The following is a 20,363-nucleotide window of genomic DNA, read 5'->3' as shown; positions in this document are numbered from 1 at the left end:
GATAACCATATCTGAAAAATGATTTTTATAGATAACGCCCTAATCAAAACGACGTTATTAGGCAAAAAGATATTGCGACTTAAGTGCAATAATCAATGGAGAAGTTAAGAATAGTATAAGAATATCATTGTAAATTCTGTTAATTATAGCAAACAAAAAGCAACTTTCAAAATCAGACTGTAAATAACGTCTTGATTTATTATCGTTTTCTTATTTTTTGTAAAGAAATCATAGAAAAAAACGCGACTTGAGGGTATCTCTCTAAGTCGCGTGAAAATACAACAATTTTAGTAAGACAATTCAACTACATTTCAGACAGACTACAATTCAGTCACCTTATCAAGGTTATTTCAATCCCATCGCATCGCGCATAGTAAAGAAAAGATCTGTTTGGTCTGTTAACCCTACGACATTAGCAGCATGTGGGCCATAAGCGGCAACGCGTAATTGCGCGCCAGTATGCTCTTGTGAATCCGTTTCTGAGTTACCATAATTCACCACCATGACAGCGCCATCTTTGGTAATCAATGCTTGTGTTAAGCCACTTGATTTCACATCAGCTTCAATAATTTGACTAGAGTGAGCGTGATCTGCGGTCACTATAATAAGCGTATCACCATTTTGTTTAGCGAAATCTAAACCAATTTGTACCGCTTCATCTAATGCCACCGTTTCACCAATTTGACCACAAGGATTAGCATTATGATCTTGTTTATCAATGGAGGCGCTTTCGACTTGTAAGAAGAAACCATTTTCATTCGTTTTCAGCAAATCAATCGCTTTTTTGGTCATTTGCGCTAATGTTGGTGCATTCGGGTCTAATTTTGAATTCGGTTTACACTCTAAAGGAGGATTCTTTAAATTACCTTGATAAGTGGCTTTTGGCCCTTCCCAAGCGACGGCCATATTACCATCATGAAATAGGCCTAACACAGGTTTATCTTGGTTTGCTAGCGTAATCGCCTCTAACGATTTAGCATCTTTCACAATTTGATAGCCACGCTCTATTGCTTGTTGCTCGAGCGTTTTCCCTTTATATTCACCGGCCGTTGCTGTTTGAGCAAAACTTTTCGCGCCTCCTCCCAGTGTAATATCGGCACGAGTCACTAACAATTGCTCAGAGATTGAACCTCTACCGCCATTTTCTAGCGCATTCGTTGAGCATTTTGCTAACGTTTCTACAGGCCCATAACACTTACGCCCAGTAACATGTGAAAATAGCGCAGCCGGTGTTGCATCTTGGATTTCAGAGGTAGTGACATTCCCCGTCGCTTTACCATTCGCTTTTGCTAATTCCAAAATCGTTTGGTGATCTTTACCAAATACATCAATCCCTAATGCCCCATTATAGGTTTTAACCCCTGAAGCCCATGCTGTTGCTGATGCGGCCGAATCTGTTACATAATTAGGTTTTTGTGTTTTTCTATCTAAAGAATAATGAGTATATTGGCCGGTCATCGGTAACGCATCAATTCCTTTAAAGAAGCCACCAGCCCCTTCGGCATAGTTACGTGCTACCGTTATCTCAGAATCCCCCATCCCATCACCGATAAATAGGATCACATTTTTAGCTTGATGATTATTAAGTGCTGCTTTTAATGCTTCAGTTTGATCTGAGGTTATACGACGAGCACCACCAAATTCCGTAATATTACCTTTTGCTGCGCGATCTTGCGCCAAAATAGTATCGGCAGTGACGGGGGCTGCAAAAGAAGAGAAACCCACGCTTGTAAAGAGTGTTGCGACGACTACAGATAACGCAGAACGTTGATAACGTAGAGACATAGCTTTTTCCTTGCACGCAAAAAAAATAAAGAATTTTGGGGTTTATGTTTTAAGTCACCAAGAGCTTACGAGAGTAAAATGACAAACAGATGAAAGAAAAAAGCGATTTAGATGACAGCTTTATGGCAAATAAATGACAAATTAGCCTAAAGAAAAAGGATGTGTGGTTCACCACCACTCACATCCCTTTAAGATAAAAAAGATGAATAATTAATCGTTAGTTAACGCTTTAGTGCCGATATAAAGCGCCTCACACCAAGAGATATAATCATGCCCGCTCGCCATCTCCAGCGATTGCACAGGATAGCCCCTTTGCTGTAAAACCTGCTTTAATTGGCGATTATTATTTAATATTCCTCCAGTGCCTTCACGAGACTCAAATAACCCAGCCTCTAAGAAAAACTGTAATGGTTTTTTATCCGCCTGTTGATATTGGCTAATTAACCATTCTGGGGCTTCGTTTTCTGGCGCCCACCAATAAGAGCCGGACATACTAAGCACTTTCCCAAAGCGATCAGGACGGTTAAATGCCACCCATGCAGAGGCTAACCCCCCATAGCTTGAGCCTGAGACTATAGTTTCCTTAGCGGCTACTTGCAGGCCTTTCTCTTGCTCTAACCAAACCAAAAGTTCATCCGCTAAAAAGCGGTGAAAATCAGGATTAGGTGGTAATTCAACACTACGACGATCACTATCGATACTATCGACAAATAAGATAGCAATAGGAGGTAATTTCCCCTCTTCAATCAACTTATCAAAAAACTGGTCTATGCCATATTGTTGGCGATAAATTTGTCCATCAAATAGCACCAATAGCCGCGGTGTCGTCATTTTCTGTGCGGGTAAATAAAGCGCAATCTCTCGATCATTATTTAAAATTTCACTATGAAAACGACTGATTGATGTATTGCCATTCATTGCCCTATCTAAGATATCTGGCAACTGGCATTCACGGGGATAATCAAGTGACAGCAATGAAAAGTAATTATAGCGATCGTCCGCTTTACTTGGTGAAGGGTGAAGATTAAAAGGATCGGCCTGTGCCGTCGTTAAAATAGCACGGCGCTGCTGTGCAGCTGTTGCATTTTCAATGACTGGCACATCTGGTGCTAATTTATATTGCATTAATGTATCGTTAGGCACGATATAACTACGATACCAAATATCACTATTGGCTAAACGCGTTAACGGATCATGATCACCTGCAGGCGATCCCAATAGATATACATTAGATTGCGCACCTTGCCATAAAAAAGTCACGCGCTTGTTATGATTATCGTAAGGTTCAACAAGGGGAGTTCCCTCTTGCTGTATCTGTTGCCAGAATAACTGTATATTGCTGGCGGTGAGATCTTGTGCCAGCATTTGCAATCTAGGGCTAGTTAATGCTATACCCGCATCTTTATCTAAAGGCTGATAAGGGTATGTTTTCAGTGTGATATGCCACTGTACCCCAACTTCTCCTTGGGCAATAAACTGATAATTTGCCGTTTCAGGTAATAGGAAGCGTATCTTTTGTTGTTGTCCATCAACGGGCACATCTTTTAATAAGCGACGAATATGAGTGCCATCTTGGTTTGCTAATTGCAGATTTTGTATACCTTTAACATCTAACTCAGCATAACGCTGGCTCTGTAAATGTGTAGTAAAACAGAGTGCCTTATCGTGATTAAACTGACCTGATATTTCTTTATTTTCTGTTATTGATAAGCAATTGGCAAAACTAGAAAAAGAGGCCATCAATGCGCAGATCATTAGAGGAGTTCTCACTGTATGTTCTCATTATAATTTAGGTAAGAACTTATAGTAATGATAATTGTTATCAATTCAATAAGGATTTATTAGTGTATGAATTTGATCACTTAGAATAATAAAAAAACTCCACAATCTTTTAGTTTTCTTGTGGAGTTTTAGTAGCAAAATAATATTCAAAAGGTCTATCAACGTTCTTCTAATGGATAACTACGGAAGCTCCATAATCCCAATACTTTTAAGCCATCGCGATAAATACCTTGTAAATCAGATTTTGATGTTTTTTGTAATTCAGCTAATGGCTTATCGGGGGCTACAACCGTTAAATAAGTGATATCACTGGGGCCACTTTGCCAACTCGCAACCGTAAAAATAACATCAGCACGACGAACATGACTACCAGAGCTAATAATCACCGCTGTTTTAATTCGGTGTTTAGTTAATGCATAACGGCTAAATAACGCATTCTCCACCGTTGAGCGTGCATAATTGTCTTGGAAAATTCGCTCTGCGGGAATACCTTTTTTAACTAACCAATCCGCCATTAATTTACCTTCAGTTTGATGTGCTTTCGGCACACCACCTGTCACAACAATCATTGCATCAGGTAACTGTTTTGCGACTTCAAGGGTTTTATTTAAACGATCAATCAAGATCTGATTCATCGTACCATCTGGATTAAGTGCATAACCCAATGTCACAATGGCATTATTTCCTTTGGTTTTATTTAGCGTTGCCAAATCTGCTGGCGTTAACTTATCACTTAATGGCATTTTGCTTACACGATCAACTTGAGCAAAAAAGCGGCTTAGCTCTTCAGCTTTTGCCGGATTAAGGGATTTTAACTTGTTAAAATAGGCTTCACTTTCTTTATCTTTACCTTCAAAACGCGTCCAAGAAGTCACATAAATTAATGCATCAATATCATCCGGTGCGGCTTCTAAAATTTGTTTATAAATCGTTACCGCGCGCTCTATTTGATTGTTATAGACATAAGCACTGGCGGCACTAAATAGTAAATCTAAGCGATAAGGCTCTAATTTATAAGCTTGTTGTAGCTTTTGTGCTACGACTTCCATATTAGAAGGTAGTTTTCCCGTAAATCCAGCGTCAGAAACACGCGCTGGCGATTTAAATGCCTCTAATGCATCTTGGATCAACATATCTACCGTTTGGCGCTGAGAAATATATTGCTGATAGCTATTATCGGGTTGATGGACTTTTTGATAAGCCAATGCAGAAGAGGAAGCCGTAAAGCCTAAAGCAGCAATGGCTAATGAAATAACTGTTTTTTTGATCTGAAGTGAAATACGGGAAGGTTGCGCCATTATCTTGTCCTTTTGCGAAAATAAATCTGTTTCTTCAATTGGTTAAGCTTATGAAGACAAAGTGTGTGACTCCTCACACTTAAGAGAAAAAGAAATACACACCGATATATCTATACCTAACTTTTATCATAGAGATCTACCATTAATTTGCAGTAATTATTTTCACTAATTTGAAAAAAATAGCATTATTATGCTAATCGCTTAATGAACAGCCGTTTTTATCCATACTTTAGGTTTAAACAAAAATTTCATTCTTATTGTGACTATATAGCTAGCTATAAATAAAAAACGCCAATTAATGGCGTTTTGAAAAATACTTATTCGATATGCTTTGATTGCATCATCAGCAATTCCCTGACTAATTCGACACAACGAAGAAAGCGCTCATCATAATCAGGAGGATCTACTTTGACATATTCAATATTGTTTTTATCTAACATCTCTATCAACAATGTTTGAAAACGACGGCGCTCTTTATCACTCCCTAAACTACGTAAACCATCGACAACCCATGGCGTATTGTTCTCTAGCAGAATAACTAAATCAAAACGATATTCATCAATCAATGCCTGTACAAAAGGATGTTCTTTTCCTTCATAACGTAAACAAAAAGCCTGTGTTGTTACAAAATCAGTATCGATAAATGCAACTTTATTAGCATATTTAACTGCAAAATCAATATATTGGGCATGACCTAAAGCGATTTTATCATAATCAGAATACTGCAATGCCATTTCGTCTCCTCCTAAATGAGAGAAGACATAATCACGGCCATATTCCCACGCACTGGTTGTATTAAAAATATTGGCAAGCTTATTTACTAAGGTCGATTTGCCACTCGATTCACCACCTAATATAGCCACTGTACGCACGAAAAAAGGTTTTACTTCGGTAGGAATATATTCCCAATATTTAAATGGCGCTTGACGGATTTGACTACCGCTAATATTCATAAACGAGCGCTCAGGATCGACCAGTACCGTTTCAATACCTAAAAATGCTTCATATTGACTGGCGTCCTCTCGTTCACTGGTATAGATAAAATCCGGCGCGATTTGTTTTTCTTGTAGAAAGGCTTTGATACCCTCACTCCACATTTCCCAACCATGAGGTTGAGGCTCTATACCATGTTCATTAAACTCATGAATACGAATATTTTTCTGATACTTAAAAGTTTGTAATAACCAGCGCAACCTATCACTTACCGTCGGCTGTTGTGACATCGCACTATTGATAAATAGCTCTTTATCACGAGGTTCGTCATGACATAAAATGACATGCAATTCATCCACTTGACTACAAGCTCGTTGAATTAAATAAATATGCCCAGTATGAAGAGGATAGAATTTACCAAAAATCACCCCAATGGTTTTCTGTTGTAATGGATATTCTAATCCCAAAAATTGGTGTAATGCGGACATTTTTTGTGCACTGGGGCTTTTGATTTTGTTATTAATAAGCTGGCTAAGATAGCCCTTTGTCATCTGACTTTCATCGGCAACTTGCTGTAAGGTATAGCCATTCTTTTTTATTGCCTGTTTGATATAATCAAAAGATCCCATGATTTACTCCTTTAGAAGTCGTCCAAATCATCAAGTACAGATAACGCATCTGATAGTTTCTTCACACCATACACTTTCATATCAGGTGGATTTTTCTTTGGCATATTCGCATTAGGCACAATAGCACGTTTAAAACCGTGTTTTGCTGCTTCTGCAATTCGCTCTTGTCCACTTGGTACAGGACGAATTTCTCCCGCGAGTCCTACCTCACCAAAAATAACTAAATCACGCGGTAAAGGACGATTACGAAAACTCGATACTAATGATAGTAATAAAGCTAAATCTGCACTAGTTTCGGTTACTTTGACACCGCCAACGACATTAACAAAGACATCTTGATCAGACATCTGTAAACCACCATGACGATGCAAAACCGCTAATAATATTGCTAAGCGATTTTGCTCTAATCCCACCGCAACACGGCGAGGATTTGATAACATAGAGTGGTCGACTAACGCTTGGATCTCCACCAGTAATGGCCGTGTTCCTTCCCACACCACCATAACAGAACTACCTGAAGTCACTTCATCACCACGACTTAAAAAGATAGCCGATGGATTACTCACTTCGCGTAAACCTTGTTCGGTCATGGCAAAAACACCTAACTCATTCACCGCACCAAAGCGGTTTTTATGACTACGCAATGTTCTAAAACGTGAGTCTGTTTCACCATCAAGCATCACTGAACAGTCAATACAGTGTTCTAATACTTTAGGTCCCGCTAATGTGCCATCTTTGGTGACATGACCCACCATAATAATGGCAATATCATTCGTTTTAGCAAAACGAGTCAGATAAGCGGCTGTCTCTCGTACCTGTGCCACACTGCCCGGGGAAGATTGAATATCGGCCATATGCATTACTTGGATCGAGTCAATGACCATTAATTTAGGTTGCTCTTGAGCGGCAATTAAACAAATTTGTTCAATACTGGTTTCTGACAACATATTCAATTCGGTTGTCGGTAAACCTAAGCGGTGCGCCCGCATGGCAACCTGCTGTAATGACTCTTCTCCCGTGACATACAAGGTTTTCATTTCAGTGGCTAAACGACACATGGTCTGTAGTAATAGTGTACTTTTACCTGCCCCCGGATTTCCGCCAATTAAAATGGCACTTCCCGGCACAACCCCTCCGCCTAACACACGATCAAATTCTTTAAATCCTGTCGAAAAGCGTGGTAATGCTTCAAGGCTAATTTCAGAGAGCTTTTGAACACGGCTTATTCCTTTCGCATCTCCGGCAAAACCACTAAAACGATCGTTACGGGCAGAAGGTGCCGCCGCAAGGCGCACTTCCGTAATGGTATTCCACGCATGACACGCAGAACATTGTCCTTGCCAACGCGGGTAATCGGCACCACATTCATTACATACAAAGGCTCTTTTGGCTGCTTTTGCCACACTGCTCTCCCCGTTATTTTCTTGACTGAAAACTTATCGTTCTTCGTGCTTTAATCCTGCACTTAAAATACACATCACACCCATTAAATCAGCATGACGAATAGCTACTTTGGCTTGTGCATATACTTTAGGTTTGGCATGGTAGGCAATACCTAAACCCGCCTTTCTAAGCATTTTAAGATCGTTTGCGCCATCACCTATCGCAATGGTTTGTTCCAGCGGTATATCTAAATCTTTAGCTAAGCGTGTAAGCACTTGCGCTTTATATTTAGCATCAACAATAGGGCCTTTGACTTTGCCCGTTAATTTACCATCTTTAATTTCTAGCTGATTAGCAACCGCTGCAACTAAACGTAATCGCTGTTTTAGGTTATCAGCAAAATAAGTAAATCCCCCTGATGCAATCGCAATTTGCCAATCCATTGCCTGAAGCTTACGCACTAAACTTGTTAACCCGGGCATCAGAGGTAAATTATCCATTACTTTTTGTAAAATATTCGCATCAGCTCCCGCTAATTGTGCAACACGCAATTTTAGGCTTTCACTAAAATCCATTTCACCTTGCATCGCTTGCTCCGTTATCTCGGCCACTTTATCACCGACACCGGCCAGTTTAGCGATTTCATCAATACACTCAATTTGAATAGCCGTGGAATCCATATCCATCACTAAAAGTCCCGGAGAGCGTAAACGTGGGATCTGCCCAAAGGGTACAACATCTAAACCACATTCATCAGATAACCGACGAATACGACGAGTTAAACTTCCCGCAATACGTACCACTTGGTAATCATCAATACGCCATGAAGAAACCACCACAATAGCCACACCTAATTTATGCTGGAACTCACTTATTCTTTTTTTATCAAGTTCTCGTCCATAAAGTAACCATCCGCTATCGCCTGCACGATAATCCAGTGGCATCACTTCTTCACCACTGAGTGATAGCGGTAGACCTGGCCATTTACGGATCTCATCCGGTAAATAGCAATAGGTCAGACTATTTGACATACTTATTCTCCTGTTTTCCCCTGTCTGAACAAAATAATTGTTATTCAGCCTATTCTATCTGTGACTCATCTGGCAACATGCACATACTTGCTTACGCAAAAGGTTGAACATGCTTAAAGATAAACTAAAATTCAAACTACAAAAAACCGCGATTATACTGATTTGTATCGCATTATTGGCTTTTTTGATGCAAGGCGCCTCTTATTTTAGCCGTGCAAATCAGCACGCCCGTATCACCCAGTTTGAAGAGCTTGCCAAAACACTGGCAGAACAAGTTGCCTTCTCATTATCCAATTATATGGATGACAGTAGCAAAGATAACGTAAATCCACACATTATAGCTAATTTAAATCATCTAACTCACGATAGTCGGGTACTGGATGCAAGTCTTTATTGGCAAGATGGCACACAAATAGCGCATAGTGGTGAAAATGTGACGGTAAAAGAGCGATTGGCCTTAGAAGGACAAAAAAGTGGCGGTTCTTTTAATCATCAGCTGGTGGTACCTATCCCTGGTCAAGATCAGCCAAAGGGTTTTCTAAGATTGACGTTAGATACACACCAACTTGTCACAGAATCTGGCCAAGTCGATAACACCACCAATTTATTGCGTGTGATGCTATTGGTTGCTCTGGCGATTGGTTTTTTACTGTCCCACAGCTTATTGCAATTAACACCAGTGCATTGGCAGCAATCGCCCTATTTATTAACCGCAAGTTTACCCACTCGTCATGAAAAAGAAGATGATGAACAAAAAAGTGATCAGCAAAAAGAAACAGAAAATAGATCTGAAGTTAAATAACACTGCCACAAATTAACATAATAAGGTGAGTCATTAGTACTCACCTTCATGTCTATGTTTCTATCTAAAATAGGTTAAATTATTTTAGATATATCTAATTTATACGTATTTTCGTGCTATTCCCTTAAACTTTGAATGGGCTTTGTTTAAAATCACAGTAAATCTCAGTCAATTTATTAACCTAATGCGATAAATAAATCTTACATCTTTCTTTTGCTCTTGAGTTGCTGAGGTGGTTATGACTGAACAATCTGTTATCCAACGTTGTCAACAAATCGTAGAAAATCCAACCCTTTCCCCCGAACAAAAACGTCATTTTCTAGCATTAGAAGCGGAAAATATGTTGCCATACCCGACATTATCTAACGAGGCGAGCCTTGCGCTAAATGAACGGGTTATCTGCGATATGTATGAAGGTCATGCCCCTTATAAACCACGTTATGTATTACCTGATTACGCGAAATTCTTAGCACAAGGCTCGCGCTATTTAGAGCTTGAACCTGCCCAAGATTTTGATGATGCGCTAAATATGCTGACTATCCTTTATCATCATGTTCCTTCAGTCACTTCAATGCCGGTTTATTTAGGTCGTATTGATAAAATCTTACTACCTTATGTGGGGAATTTGACGCAAGAGCAACTCTATCCAAAATTAAAGCGTTTCTGGCGCTATCTTGATAGAACCCTTCCTGATGCCTTTATGCACGCTAATATTGGCCCCGAAGACTCTATCATTACACGTTTAATTCTTAAGGTAGATGTTGAACTTCAACAAGTAGCCCCGAATCTCACCTTTATTTATGACGCGGCACTAACACCTTCTGATTTATTGCACCAAGCAATCACCAATATTTGTCATAGTAGTAAACCCCATATTGCTAACGGTACATTGCAAGATGCTGTATTTGGTAAAGATGAATACGGTATTGTTAGTTGTTATAACTCTCTACCGCAAAGTGGTGGCGGTAGCACTTTAGTTCGTATCAATCTCAAAGAAGTAGCAAAGCGCAGCCAAAATAGTGCCGACTTTCTAGAGAATGTATTGCCGTTTTATATGCAAAAACAAATCGAGATCATCAATGCTCGTTGCGAATTCCTCTATGAAAAATCAAACTTTTTTCAACAAAGCTTTTTAGTAGAAGAAGGTTTGATCTCACCCGATCGTTTTGCCCCGATGTTTGGCATTTATGGTATGGCTGAAGCAGTTTCTCTTTTACTTGAGAAAGAAGGTCATACAGCAAACTATGGTCATAGCGAAGCGGCCAATAAACTTAGCTATATTATTAGTGAAAAACTGGCCCAATTTGTTGCACAGACTCCTGTAAAATATGGTTGGAAACAGCGTGCCATGTTACATGCTCAATCAGGCATAAGTTCTGATATTGGTACTACACCGGCGACCCGAATTCCTTATGGAACAGAGCCTGATCCTGTTACTCATTTAATGACCGTTGCCCCCCCACCATCAATTTTATACTTCAGGTATTAGTGATATTTTAACCGTGGATGAAACTATCAAACAAAATCCTGATGCCTTAATGCAACTGTGCTTAGGGGCGTTTTCTTGCGGATTACGTGAATTTACCGCTAATGTGGGTGGCAATGATTTAGTCCGTGTCACTGGGTATATGGTGCGGTTATCTGATTTAAAAAAATATAAAGAAGAAGGCTCTCGCCTAAATACAACTTGGTTAGGAGATGAAGCAACAACCAATTGCCATATTGCTGAACGAAAACCACGAGTGATTAGCCATGAACAGCAGATGCGCTTCGATAAATAAAATACTGCCTTTTTCTTGTGTTGATGGCCCAGGCAATCGCCTCGCCATCTTCCTACAAGGATGTAATTTACGCTGTAAGAACTGTCACAATCCCTACACTATGGGGATTTGTGATAACTGCGGGGATTGCATTGCCACTTGCCCACAGCAAGCGCTTTCATTACAAAACGGTGTAATAAATTGGAACGCTGACAGCTGTGAGCAATGTGATACTTGTATTCAGCAATGTCCTCGCCAATCAAGCCCTATGACATTGACCTATACGGTTGATGAACTAATTGCAATTACGCGTAAATATGCCGCTTTTATCAATGGGGTAACAGTTAGTGGCGGGGAATCTACGTTACAACTTCCATTTTTAATTGATTATTTTAAAGCAATCAAAGAAGCCCCTGATCTTCGACATCTTACCTGTTTAATTGACAGTAATGGCACTCTTTCACTTAATGGTTGGCAAAAAATCGCCCCCTTTATGGATGGAGCGATGATTGATTTAAAAAGTTGGAGTGAAGAAACACATATTTATTTAACCGGACGTAGTAATCAACGTATTAAAAAATCAATCAAATGGTTAAGTGAGCATAATTTACTTGCAGAATTACGCCTTTTATATATTCCAGAAAAAACCGATTATTTAGAGAATATAGAACCGCTTTCTCATTTTATTAATTCACTTGGTGAATCAATTACAATTCGTATTAATGCGTTTCATCAGCATGGCGTATATGGTGAAGCGAAGAATTGGCGTTCCGCAAATAAAGAACAAATCATAAATCTACAAAATGAATTAATACTTAGAAAAGTAAATTTAATTAAAACACCAAATATATATACATAATAATAATTCCTTACTCATTATTATATATTAAATTCATTTCATTTTATCCAATTGACTTTAATTAATACAGAGGTTAACCTCCAGTTAAAATCTTATTTTTGGTATATAAAATGAAAATGAAAAATAAATCAATATTATATATATTGTATCCTCTCTATATATGGCCTATTAATTGCTACAGCAATTATAATATAAATGATATGGGAGACTCAATTTATAACCCTTTTAGTATTGCAAATAATGCAAGTCAATATTATGAATTTACTCATAATAGATATGAATACATTAAACATCTCCACGGCCGTATCTTAGATAAGCATAGTTACAACCAACAGTTAATGACGCCGTTTGGAAGCACTTACATATATGCAACAATAAGTGATGATACACTTTCATTATATAATCGTATAGCTGATGAAGGTGAACGTAATATTCAAAAAAAGATACCTAATTATAATATTAGAGAAACCGTTTATTTCTCAGAAGAACTCTTACCAAATGAATTATTTATTAGTATAGATGGCGGAAAAACCATAAAAAAAATAAATAAAGAAAATAATCCGCAATTAGATCTTCTTTACCTTTCCCATATTTCAAAAAATAGTAAAACTGTTGTAGGGTATGCCTTTGCAGGTGCTAGAGCCAGATTAGAGCAGATGGTTAAAAATAATAGTATTTTTGAAGATACTATCGGTTGTGGTACATACAATGGATGTTATGTATTTGCCTATAACGTATATAACAATACATTTTCTATTTTAGATAGAAACATGGAGATTAGATATTTAACGAAAGATGGTAATTTTATTTTATATGAATACAAAGGTGATGAGAGAAAGAAGCTATATATTTATGATATCTATAAAAAAGAAGACTTCGAATTAACATTCGATAACGTTAATAAGTATTTAGCTAATCATCCAGAAAAAGCAATTTTACTTTCACCAATTACTGAATATCCTTTCTTAAAGGGAATAAAAAGAAGAGGTGTTGATATTCAAAAAATCAGTGATAATGGTCAAGTCTTTATTGGCCAGCTAAACCGAGATTTGCCTAAAAAGAAATTACTGGATAGAGAATATCCTAAAGTTGCCTTTATCACAACAGCATCAGGCCCTATACGAGAACTTAGTCTCTCTGAATTTGGATCGACAAAACTTGCAGATACCTCAGCAGATGGGAACTATAGTGTTGGCTGGGGAGATGTTTGGCATTATAATTATGCAATTAAGTTACCTACTAGAACAAAAACTTCTTCAGCAATTTTTAGTCAAGCACTACTCTATGACTTCTCTAATGATAAACTCATCAATATTGGTAATCTTTCTAAAAAAGAAGAAGAAGCAAGATTTAGAAATGCCAGAGCACTTGATATTACTGCTGATGGTAAATATGTTGTAGGGTGGTCTGAAACTGATGAGTATAACTTAAATACCATTCCAAAAGATCTAACAGGCACTGGTCCTCATGCCTTTATCATGTTTCATCGTCATGGTTTTATTTATTTCAATAATCATATGTATGACTTAGGAACACTTGACGGGGGAAAAGATTCAGAAGCACATGCCATCTCAGATGATGGAAGAATCATTTATGGTGTAGCCACTAATGAACGTAATAACTGGCGTCAAGTTATTTGGAGAAATGATGAAATCGATAATAAATATTTCAATACTGAACAACAAGAAATTGCAGATGAAAAAGATAAGCAAGCTGAGCAGGAAAAAACGGAGCAAGAGCGCCTAGCCAAACTGCAAGCTGAGCAAAAAAAGGCGGAGCAAGAGCGCCTAGCCAAACTGCAAGCTGAGCAAGAAAAGGCGAAGCAAGAGCGCCTAGCCAGACTGCAAGCTGAGCAGGAAAAGGCGGAGCAAGAGCGCCTAGCCAGACTGCAAGCTGAGCAGGAAAAGGCGGAGCAAGAGCGCCTAGCCAAACTGCAAGCTGAGCAAGAAAAGGCGGAGCAAGAAAAGGCGGAGCAAGAAAAGGCGGAGCAAGAGCGCCTAGCCAGACTACAAGCTGATAAAGAACTTCCCCCTGTAGAAGATGAACAAGTACAACAGGCTAAAGAAAAGGTAAAAGAGAAAGAAACAGCAAAATCATCGACAGCTATCAGTAAACCAATCGATGTAGAAAACAGCTATAAATCAATGCAATTAATGGCTGAAAACGGCTATAAACTTATCGATATGCAACAAGGGCAATTGCGCTATCTCGCTTCTGCCACCTGTTCTGTCGGTACTGAAAAAGCATGTCTTAGTGGCTTCTCACACTATCAAAATATTGATAAAGCCAACGCTATACAAACGGGCATTAGTGGAGCTTATCGTTTTGATATCAATCAAACACCATTAGTGGTTGGTCTTGCTATTGATAGCGATAGCTACTCTTCTTTACCGACAGGCTATGAATATCAAGGATACCCTTTACCGTTAATTGGTTTTAGCGTTGATTTAATCCCGTCACTAAACCCAACCTCGAATGGCAATGCATTACATCTTTCATTAAAAGGGGCATATGTAAACCGCAAAGTCACGATTAAAAGACCAATATTAGATAATACCGAAGCGGGTAAAGGCCACGCAAAGATCTCCGGTTATTATATTGATTTACAAGGATATTATCCTTACACACTCAATAACCTTATCACTGTAACGCCTTTTGCAGGACTTACTTTTAATCAAACATCACGCTCTGCTTATAGCGAAACACAAGGGACTAAACTTGCAGTCCATTATCAAGAACTTAATGCACATTCATTGCTTGCAAAAATAGGATTAGGAATAGAGTATACAGTCAATGCCAAACTCAAACTGGACAGCAAAGCGGGTTTATTATGGCATTTATCACATCACCAAGGTGACTTCCAAAGTCATATTGATTATCTAGGTCAGCAAAAAATTAACTATAACGACAACAAAAAACAGTTAGCACAGCGTCCATTTGCTAGTGTAGGGCTAACTTACCAACTAGATAAACAGTCATCTGTTAATACGACAACAAATTGGCAAATGACCCCTTATCGTAATCAAGATATTCATATGGGTATTGGTTATACATATCGTTTTTAATTCCTTATTATTATTATTATAATTAGTAGTAATAGTTTGCTTCCTATATTTCAAAATACAGGAAGCTTTTTTTTATTAAAATCGCTCCAGTATCCTTTTTACTATCAACATGTTTTTTCCTTATCTACCCACCATATTCTGGTAGATACTTTTTCTAGTAAGGCTTTATTGTGACTAAAGATAATTAAACTTAAAGGACGTTTTTGACTTTCATCGATTAATACTTGCCAAATTTTGGCTTGGATCTGTGCATCTAATTGTGCAGTCACTTCATCTGCAATTAATAATTGTGTTCGAGGATCAAGTGCTCGTAGTAATGCAATACGTGCCAATTCTCCTCCTGATAACTCATTAGGCCTACGGGTTAACCACTCTGGCTCTATCATCAATTTTTCAAGCCACAGGCTATCAGGCACCCATGCATCACGTACACTCTCTCCGGTTGTTCTAAATGGATTAAAACATTTATCAGGATGTTGCGGAACCAATTGAATGGGACAATAACCTTTCTTAGGCAGAGGTTGCTGATTAAAAAGAATTTGCCCACTAGTCGGCATTTGCCATTGTGCTAATACACGACCTAACGTTGTTTTTCCTCTACCACTTGGCGCAGAAATGCCTAAGCGCTCTCCCGCCTCTAATGAAAAAGAGAGATCATGCCATAACATCTTACCGGCTTGTTGCACAGAGAGTTGCTGTAGCGCTAAAAGTGGCATAAAAATAACCTCAAAAATAGGGTTCTCTAAGAGAAAAAGGTATATAAAGAAGATAATCTATCACTACTCAATATGGGTATGGGTTGCAAGCCCCCTCTTGTAGATCTAAAAACTGCTGTTCAGGCAGTGCATTCCACAATGTTTTTAGCCACTCACTCCCACCATGATGATAAAGCGCTTTAGCAGCGACTATCTCATTTAGCTCCCCTTGCCTCAACACAGCAATGGTATCGGCATAACGAGCAGCCAAAGCTAAATCATGGGTGACCCATAGGACTGATTTACCTTGGTGACATAACTCTTTTAAATGCTCTAGCAATAAACAAGCGTGTTCATCATCAAGCCATGATGTTATCTCATCAGCCAGTATATATTGTGCATTAGATAATGTTGCATTGCAGGCGAGTACTCGCTTAGCCATTCCCCCCGATAATTTTGCGGGGTAAGTTTTCACTAACGAGCTAGAGAGGTGATATAAACCAAATTGGTGTTTAATATCTTCATAGGTGATATCAGCACCACTTAACCGCGCTGAACGACCCAGTTGTTCACCAATGCTAATTAACGGATTAAGCGCTGTTACACCTTGAGGAATATAGCAAAAAGTATTACCACGATAAGCAATAAGCTCTCGCTCGGTTAACGGATGCCCATTAAGTTTAATTGTGCCTCGGGTTCGCATATTAGCAGGTAGTAGTCCCAATGCACTTTGCAGGAGTAAACTTTTACCTTCACCGCTGCCCCCCACTAAAGCCAGCATTTTGCCAGGTTTAATATCAAGAGAAATAGATTTTAATAAAGGCTGCCAAGTGCGCTTTCCTAACCAACGAAACTGCGCAATATCAATGGAAAGCTGTTCAAAACTTAACATCCTGCCCCTCTTAACCATAGTTGCTGCATGGCTTTAGCAAATTGATCAAATATCAATACCAAGCACATTAAAATTAATCCGGGAAAAAACACCATCCACCAAGCACCGGTACTTAAATAACGTAAGGCATCCGCTAATAGCAATCCAAGAGAAGGCTCATGCGCTGCTTGCCCAAAACCTAAAAAGCTCAACGCAGCACTATGCAATACCGCATGTGGAAACATAAGCAACGTTCCTACAATCCATTGCGGTAATAACATTGGGATATAGTGTTTTTTCACACACTCAAAAGGTGTATTGCCAATACGGCGAGATAGCATCACATAATCTGCTTCACGAATACGTTGAATTTCACCACGTAAAATTAGGGCTAATTTGGGCCAATGGGTTAATGCAACAGCCCAGATAACACCTTGCTGTCCCCCACCTAAAGTAAAACAGATCAAGATCAACAACAGTAAATGAGGTAATGCTAACAAGGCATCAACCACCCCTCTGACCAATAAATCACAATGGCGATTAATGGAGGAGATCCCAGCAAATATCAAAGCAATCGCACCACTGACAACAGCACTAGTTACACCGATATTTAAGCTACTTAACATACCTTGAAAACAGCGTAACCACAGTGAACGGCCTAAATTATCCGTGCCAAACCAGTACTGAGTAGATGGCGCTTGGTTTCTAGCTAAAAAATCCATCACAATATCAGTATGAGAAACAGATAAGCCATAAATAACCAGCCCCACTAATACGATTGAGACAAATAGCAGTCTAAATAAAGGCTTATTGGGATCGTAAATCATAAGTCGCGCAAAATTCCTTTATTAATTCGTCGTAACAAGTGGTTAGAGATACTGTTTCCAAAGAAAATGAGAATTGTGCTAAATACAACAATCCCCATTAATAGGGGGATATCCCCACGCAATCCGGCATCTACTGTCGCTTGCCCTAATCCCGGATAAGCAAAAACCTTCTCCGCCAATAATGAACCACCTAACAATTCACCAATTGATGCAAACTGTAAGCAAAGTGCGGGAGTAATGGCATGACGTAGAACATGAAAAAGCATCATAGCCCAACCTTTATCACCTTGGGCTTTAGCAAAATGAATAAATTCACTGCCCATCACTTCAGCAACTTTTGCGCGAGTATGCAGTGCGATATTACCTGTACCTAATAATCCTAACGCTATCATAGGTAAAATAAGATGCGAAAAACGTTGGCCCAATGTGGCTGCTTCAGCACTACTGCCCATCGGCCATGCACAGCAAATGGGTGCCCAGCGTAACGTTACCGAAAACAGCGATAACAACAGCAATCCAACCCAAAAAGTCGGTAATGAGGCCAGCAAATAAGAGAGGGTTGAGATGATCCTATCAGGCCAACGATTAAGATATCGTCCTGCCACTAACCCCATTAACACCCCTATTACACCTGAAAATAGCCACGCAGAAAAAAGCAGGATAAACGAAGGCCCTGCCCGTTGGCGAATAACATCAATAACCGGCATGTTATAGAGCATGGAATAACCAAAATCACCTTGGATTATCTGGCTAAACCAGAGCCAAAAACGCATCCATAGTGGCTGATCCATCCCCCAGCGAGCCGCTATCAGCGGATACTGCTCAGGCGGAACGTTTAGCAAATCACTACCGATATAGGCCTTGATCGGATCAATCGGCGAAAAACTTAATAAAATAAAAACACCTGCTGTTGTTACCAGCAGCAGGCATAATAATCGCAGGAAAAATCCTACTGTTTGACGTATTACTGACAAGTCCACTTCCAAGTATCTACGCTATTTAATAATGACCATGAACCGTGAATTTCCGGAGCGCCAGTGCCTAAATCAACACAAGGATCGGTTAAGTAAGTATGCTGAATATTCATTAACCAAGCCCAAGCAGCATCACCTTTGATACCGACGCCATTTTTACCATCCCACTCTACCGCTTGCCAATGTGGGACCGCTTGTTGCCATGTCGGTGCATCTAATGCTGCTTGTAAATGTTTTTCAACGGCAGGATTTTTATAATACCCAGGATTATAGTAACCCACACCTGCGGCATTCATACTATAGTGATGATAGAGCTCCATCGGATCAAGACTTCCCCAACCAAACAAAGTCGGGTTTGAGTGCATATAACGCTCTACGGTATCCCAGCTTCCTGACTTAAGATCCATTTGAATGCCAAGAGGTTGCACTAACGCACGAATTGATTCAGCTAAATCGCGACGAGTTGCATCACCACTGGTGTACCAGAGTGTTAATTTCGCTTCTAGACCGTCTTTTTCTCGAATGCCATTTTTATTGAGTTTCCAACCCGCATCATCAAGAATTTGTTTGGCTTTTTCAATATCACCATCTTTAAATGCGGCCTCGGTTTGATCCCAAGGTAATCCTTTTACGCCGGTATAAGCAGGAACTGCATATCCATCTAATACTTGCTCTGCCAGTAATTGGCGGTTAAGGGCATAGTTAATCGCTTTACGGATGGCGATATCTGCAGTGATATCATTACCGATATCATACCCTTGTGCATTTTTCTCACCTGATTTCACCATAGGAAAGACGATACCACGATTTTCAACACTGGCTCTTTCCCACAATTTTACATTAGGCAAATTTTTAGCAATGGCTGCGGTGGCAGGAGGAATACGAACAACCCCTAGTTGTCCACTTTGAGCGGCAGCAAAAGCGGCATCTTCATCAAGAAAAACAAAGATAAGCTTTTCGAAATCATTTTTCTTACCCGCATAATAAGGGTTTGCCTCAACGATGAGTTGCTGACCCGGTTGAAAACTGACCATACGATAAGGACCGGCACCAATCGGCTTTTGTGCATAGGTTTTTTCATCATATTTATCAGCTGAAACAATGCCTAGCGAGCCTAATACATTAACAAAAGTACTTTGAGGCGCTTTTAAAGCAATAGTGACATGTAAATCATCATCTGCCGTTGCAGAAAGAAAGTTTCCCATATCCACTTTACCGCCACTTGCCGCAGCATTGTTATAGGTAAAGGCAACATCTTTTGCGGTTAAAGGGGAACCATCAGAAAATTTCAAATCTGGTTTTAACGTCAGCTTCCATGTTGTGCCCTCTGCACTAGGCTGATAATCACTGAGCATATTGCTATACCAAGTCAGATCTGCATTTTGCTTTAATAATGGGCTGTGTAGCAGTAAGTAGCTACCATGGCTCCACCCTAACATGGGATCAAAACCTTCTGTCGGCTCTTCACCAATGGCTAATTTTAAGGTTTGTGCTGAAGTAGTAACAGGAACACTAAGTGCGGCTAAGCAGGATAAAGCAATAAACGATTTTCGCCAACTAAACCGAATAGACATAAATATTCTCCGATTTTTTAGATACGACTTATCATCAGTCTCAATCTGTTTGAAAGAGACAGAAAAGAAATAAGTTAACTGTTGTTATTATGATG

At 39.3% G+C, this 20,363-nt stretch carries 14 protein-coding genes and 1 pseudogene; 4 read left to right on the top strand and 11 right to left on the bottom strand.

All coding sequences use genetic code 11. The features are described from left to right. Window positions 1-345 precede the first annotated feature (345 nt). The 6 genes from phoA to serB all read right to left on the bottom strand — a co-directional run bounded on the left by phoA (window position 346) and on the right by serB (window position 8,841). Entirely contained in the window at window positions 346-1,785 is a 1,440-nt protein-coding gene (phoA, locus tag ACYUCW_RS12505; RefSeq protein ID WP_004249299.1) for an alkaline phosphatase, read from the bottom strand. Between the two features lie 210 nt (window positions 1,786-1,995). Further along, on the bottom strand, window positions 1,996-3,555 hold the full coding sequence (locus tag ACYUCW_RS12500) for an alpha/beta hydrolase-fold protein (RefSeq protein WP_460408715.1): 1,560 nt from the start codon (window positions 3,553-3,555) through the stop codon (window positions 1,996-1,998). 170 nt (window positions 3,556-3,725) lie between these two features. After that, on the bottom strand, window positions 3,726-4,865 hold the full coding sequence (locus ACYUCW_RS12495) for a YdcF family protein (protein WP_071233902.1): 1,140 nt from the start codon (window positions 4,863-4,865) through the stop codon (window positions 3,726-3,728). A 317-nt stretch (window positions 4,866-5,182) separates the two neighbouring features. Further along, a complete protein-coding gene (gene nadR, locus ACYUCW_RS12490) occupies window positions 5,183-6,427 on the bottom strand; it encodes a multifunctional transcriptional regulator/nicotinamide-nucleotide adenylyltransferase/ribosylnicotinamide kinase NadR (protein WP_460408713.1) in 1,245 nt (414 codons plus the stop codon). A gap of 11 nt (window positions 6,428-6,438) precedes the next feature. Continuing rightward, window positions 6,439-7,830, bottom strand: a complete 1,392-nt coding sequence (gene radA / locus ACYUCW_RS12485) for a DNA repair protein RadA (RefSeq protein WP_004249295.1) — start codon at window positions 7,828-7,830, stop codon at window positions 6,439-6,441. Between the two features lie 33 nt (window positions 7,831-7,863). Continuing rightward, entirely contained in the window at window positions 7,864-8,841 is a 978-nt protein-coding gene (serB, locus tag ACYUCW_RS12480; protein WP_004245668.1) for a phosphoserine phosphatase, read from the bottom strand. 109 nt (window positions 8,842-8,950) lie between these two features. On the opposite strand from serB, the gene ACYUCW_RS12475 reads away from it, so the two are divergent. The 4 genes and pseudogenes from ACYUCW_RS12475 to ACYUCW_RS12460 all read left to right on the top strand — a co-directional run bounded on the left by ACYUCW_RS12475 (window position 8,951) and on the right by ACYUCW_RS12460 (window position 15,327). Then, entirely contained in the window at window positions 8,951-9,643 is a 693-nt protein-coding gene (locus tag ACYUCW_RS12475; protein ID WP_004249293.1) for a YtjB family periplasmic protein, read from the top strand. 238 nt (window positions 9,644-9,881) lie between these two features. Further along, window positions 9,882-11,424, top strand: a pseudogene (locus tag ACYUCW_RS12470) (YjjI family glycine radical enzyme). Continuing rightward, a complete protein-coding gene (locus ACYUCW_RS12465; protein ID WP_036895610.1) occupies window positions 11,396-12,262 on the top strand; it encodes a YjjW family glycine radical enzyme activase in 867 nt (288 codons plus the stop codon). Before ACYUCW_RS12470 ends, ACYUCW_RS12465 begins: the two are co-directional and overlap by 29 nt. Window positions 12,263-12,462: 200 nt before the next feature. Then, window positions 12,463-15,327: an autotransporter domain-containing protein gene (locus ACYUCW_RS12460; RefSeq protein ID WP_460408710.1), complete on the top strand. Its 2,865-nt coding sequence runs from the start codon at window positions 12,463-12,465 to the stop codon at window positions 15,325-15,327. A 104-nt stretch (window positions 15,328-15,431) separates the two neighbouring features. On the opposite strand, the gene ACYUCW_RS12455 is transcribed toward ACYUCW_RS12460, so the two are convergent. The 5 genes from ACYUCW_RS12455 to ACYUCW_RS12435 form a co-directional block, all read right to left on the bottom strand. Continuing rightward, window positions 15,432-16,043, bottom strand: coding sequence for an ATP-binding cassette domain-containing protein (locus ACYUCW_RS12455; protein WP_004250173.1), 612 nt, complete (start codon window positions 16,041-16,043; stop codon window positions 15,432-15,434). Window positions 16,044-16,110: 67 nt separating this feature from the next. After that, window positions 16,111-16,914: an ATP-binding cassette domain-containing protein gene (locus tag ACYUCW_RS12450; protein WP_004245678.1), complete on the bottom strand. Its 804-nt coding sequence runs from the start codon at window positions 16,912-16,914 to the stop codon at window positions 16,111-16,113. Further along, the gene (locus ACYUCW_RS12445) at window positions 16,908-17,720 is read right to left on the bottom strand and encodes an ABC transporter permease (RefSeq protein WP_004245680.1); all 813 of its coding nucleotides are present in this window, start codon (window positions 17,718-17,720) and stop codon (window positions 16,908-16,910) included. The genes ACYUCW_RS12450 and ACYUCW_RS12445 overlap by 7 nt, the downstream gene beginning before the upstream one ends. Continuing rightward, entirely contained in the window at window positions 17,717-18,700 is a 984-nt protein-coding gene (locus ACYUCW_RS12440) for an ABC transporter permease (protein WP_460408708.1), read from the bottom strand. The genes ACYUCW_RS12445 and ACYUCW_RS12440 overlap by 4 nt, the downstream gene beginning before the upstream one ends. Further along, window positions 18,685-20,268 carry an ABC transporter substrate-binding protein gene (locus ACYUCW_RS12435; RefSeq protein WP_004249286.1) on the bottom strand — a complete coding sequence of 528 codons (1,584 nt, stop codon included), beginning with the start codon at window positions 20,266-20,268 and terminating at the stop codon, window positions 18,685-18,687. Before ACYUCW_RS12435 ends, ACYUCW_RS12440 begins: the two co-directional genes overlap by 16 nt. Window positions 20,269-20,363 lie beyond the last annotated feature (95 nt).

Source organism: Proteus sp. MB838, assembly GCF_054767435.1.
This window is presented reverse-complemented; position numbering and strand designations above follow the sequence as displayed.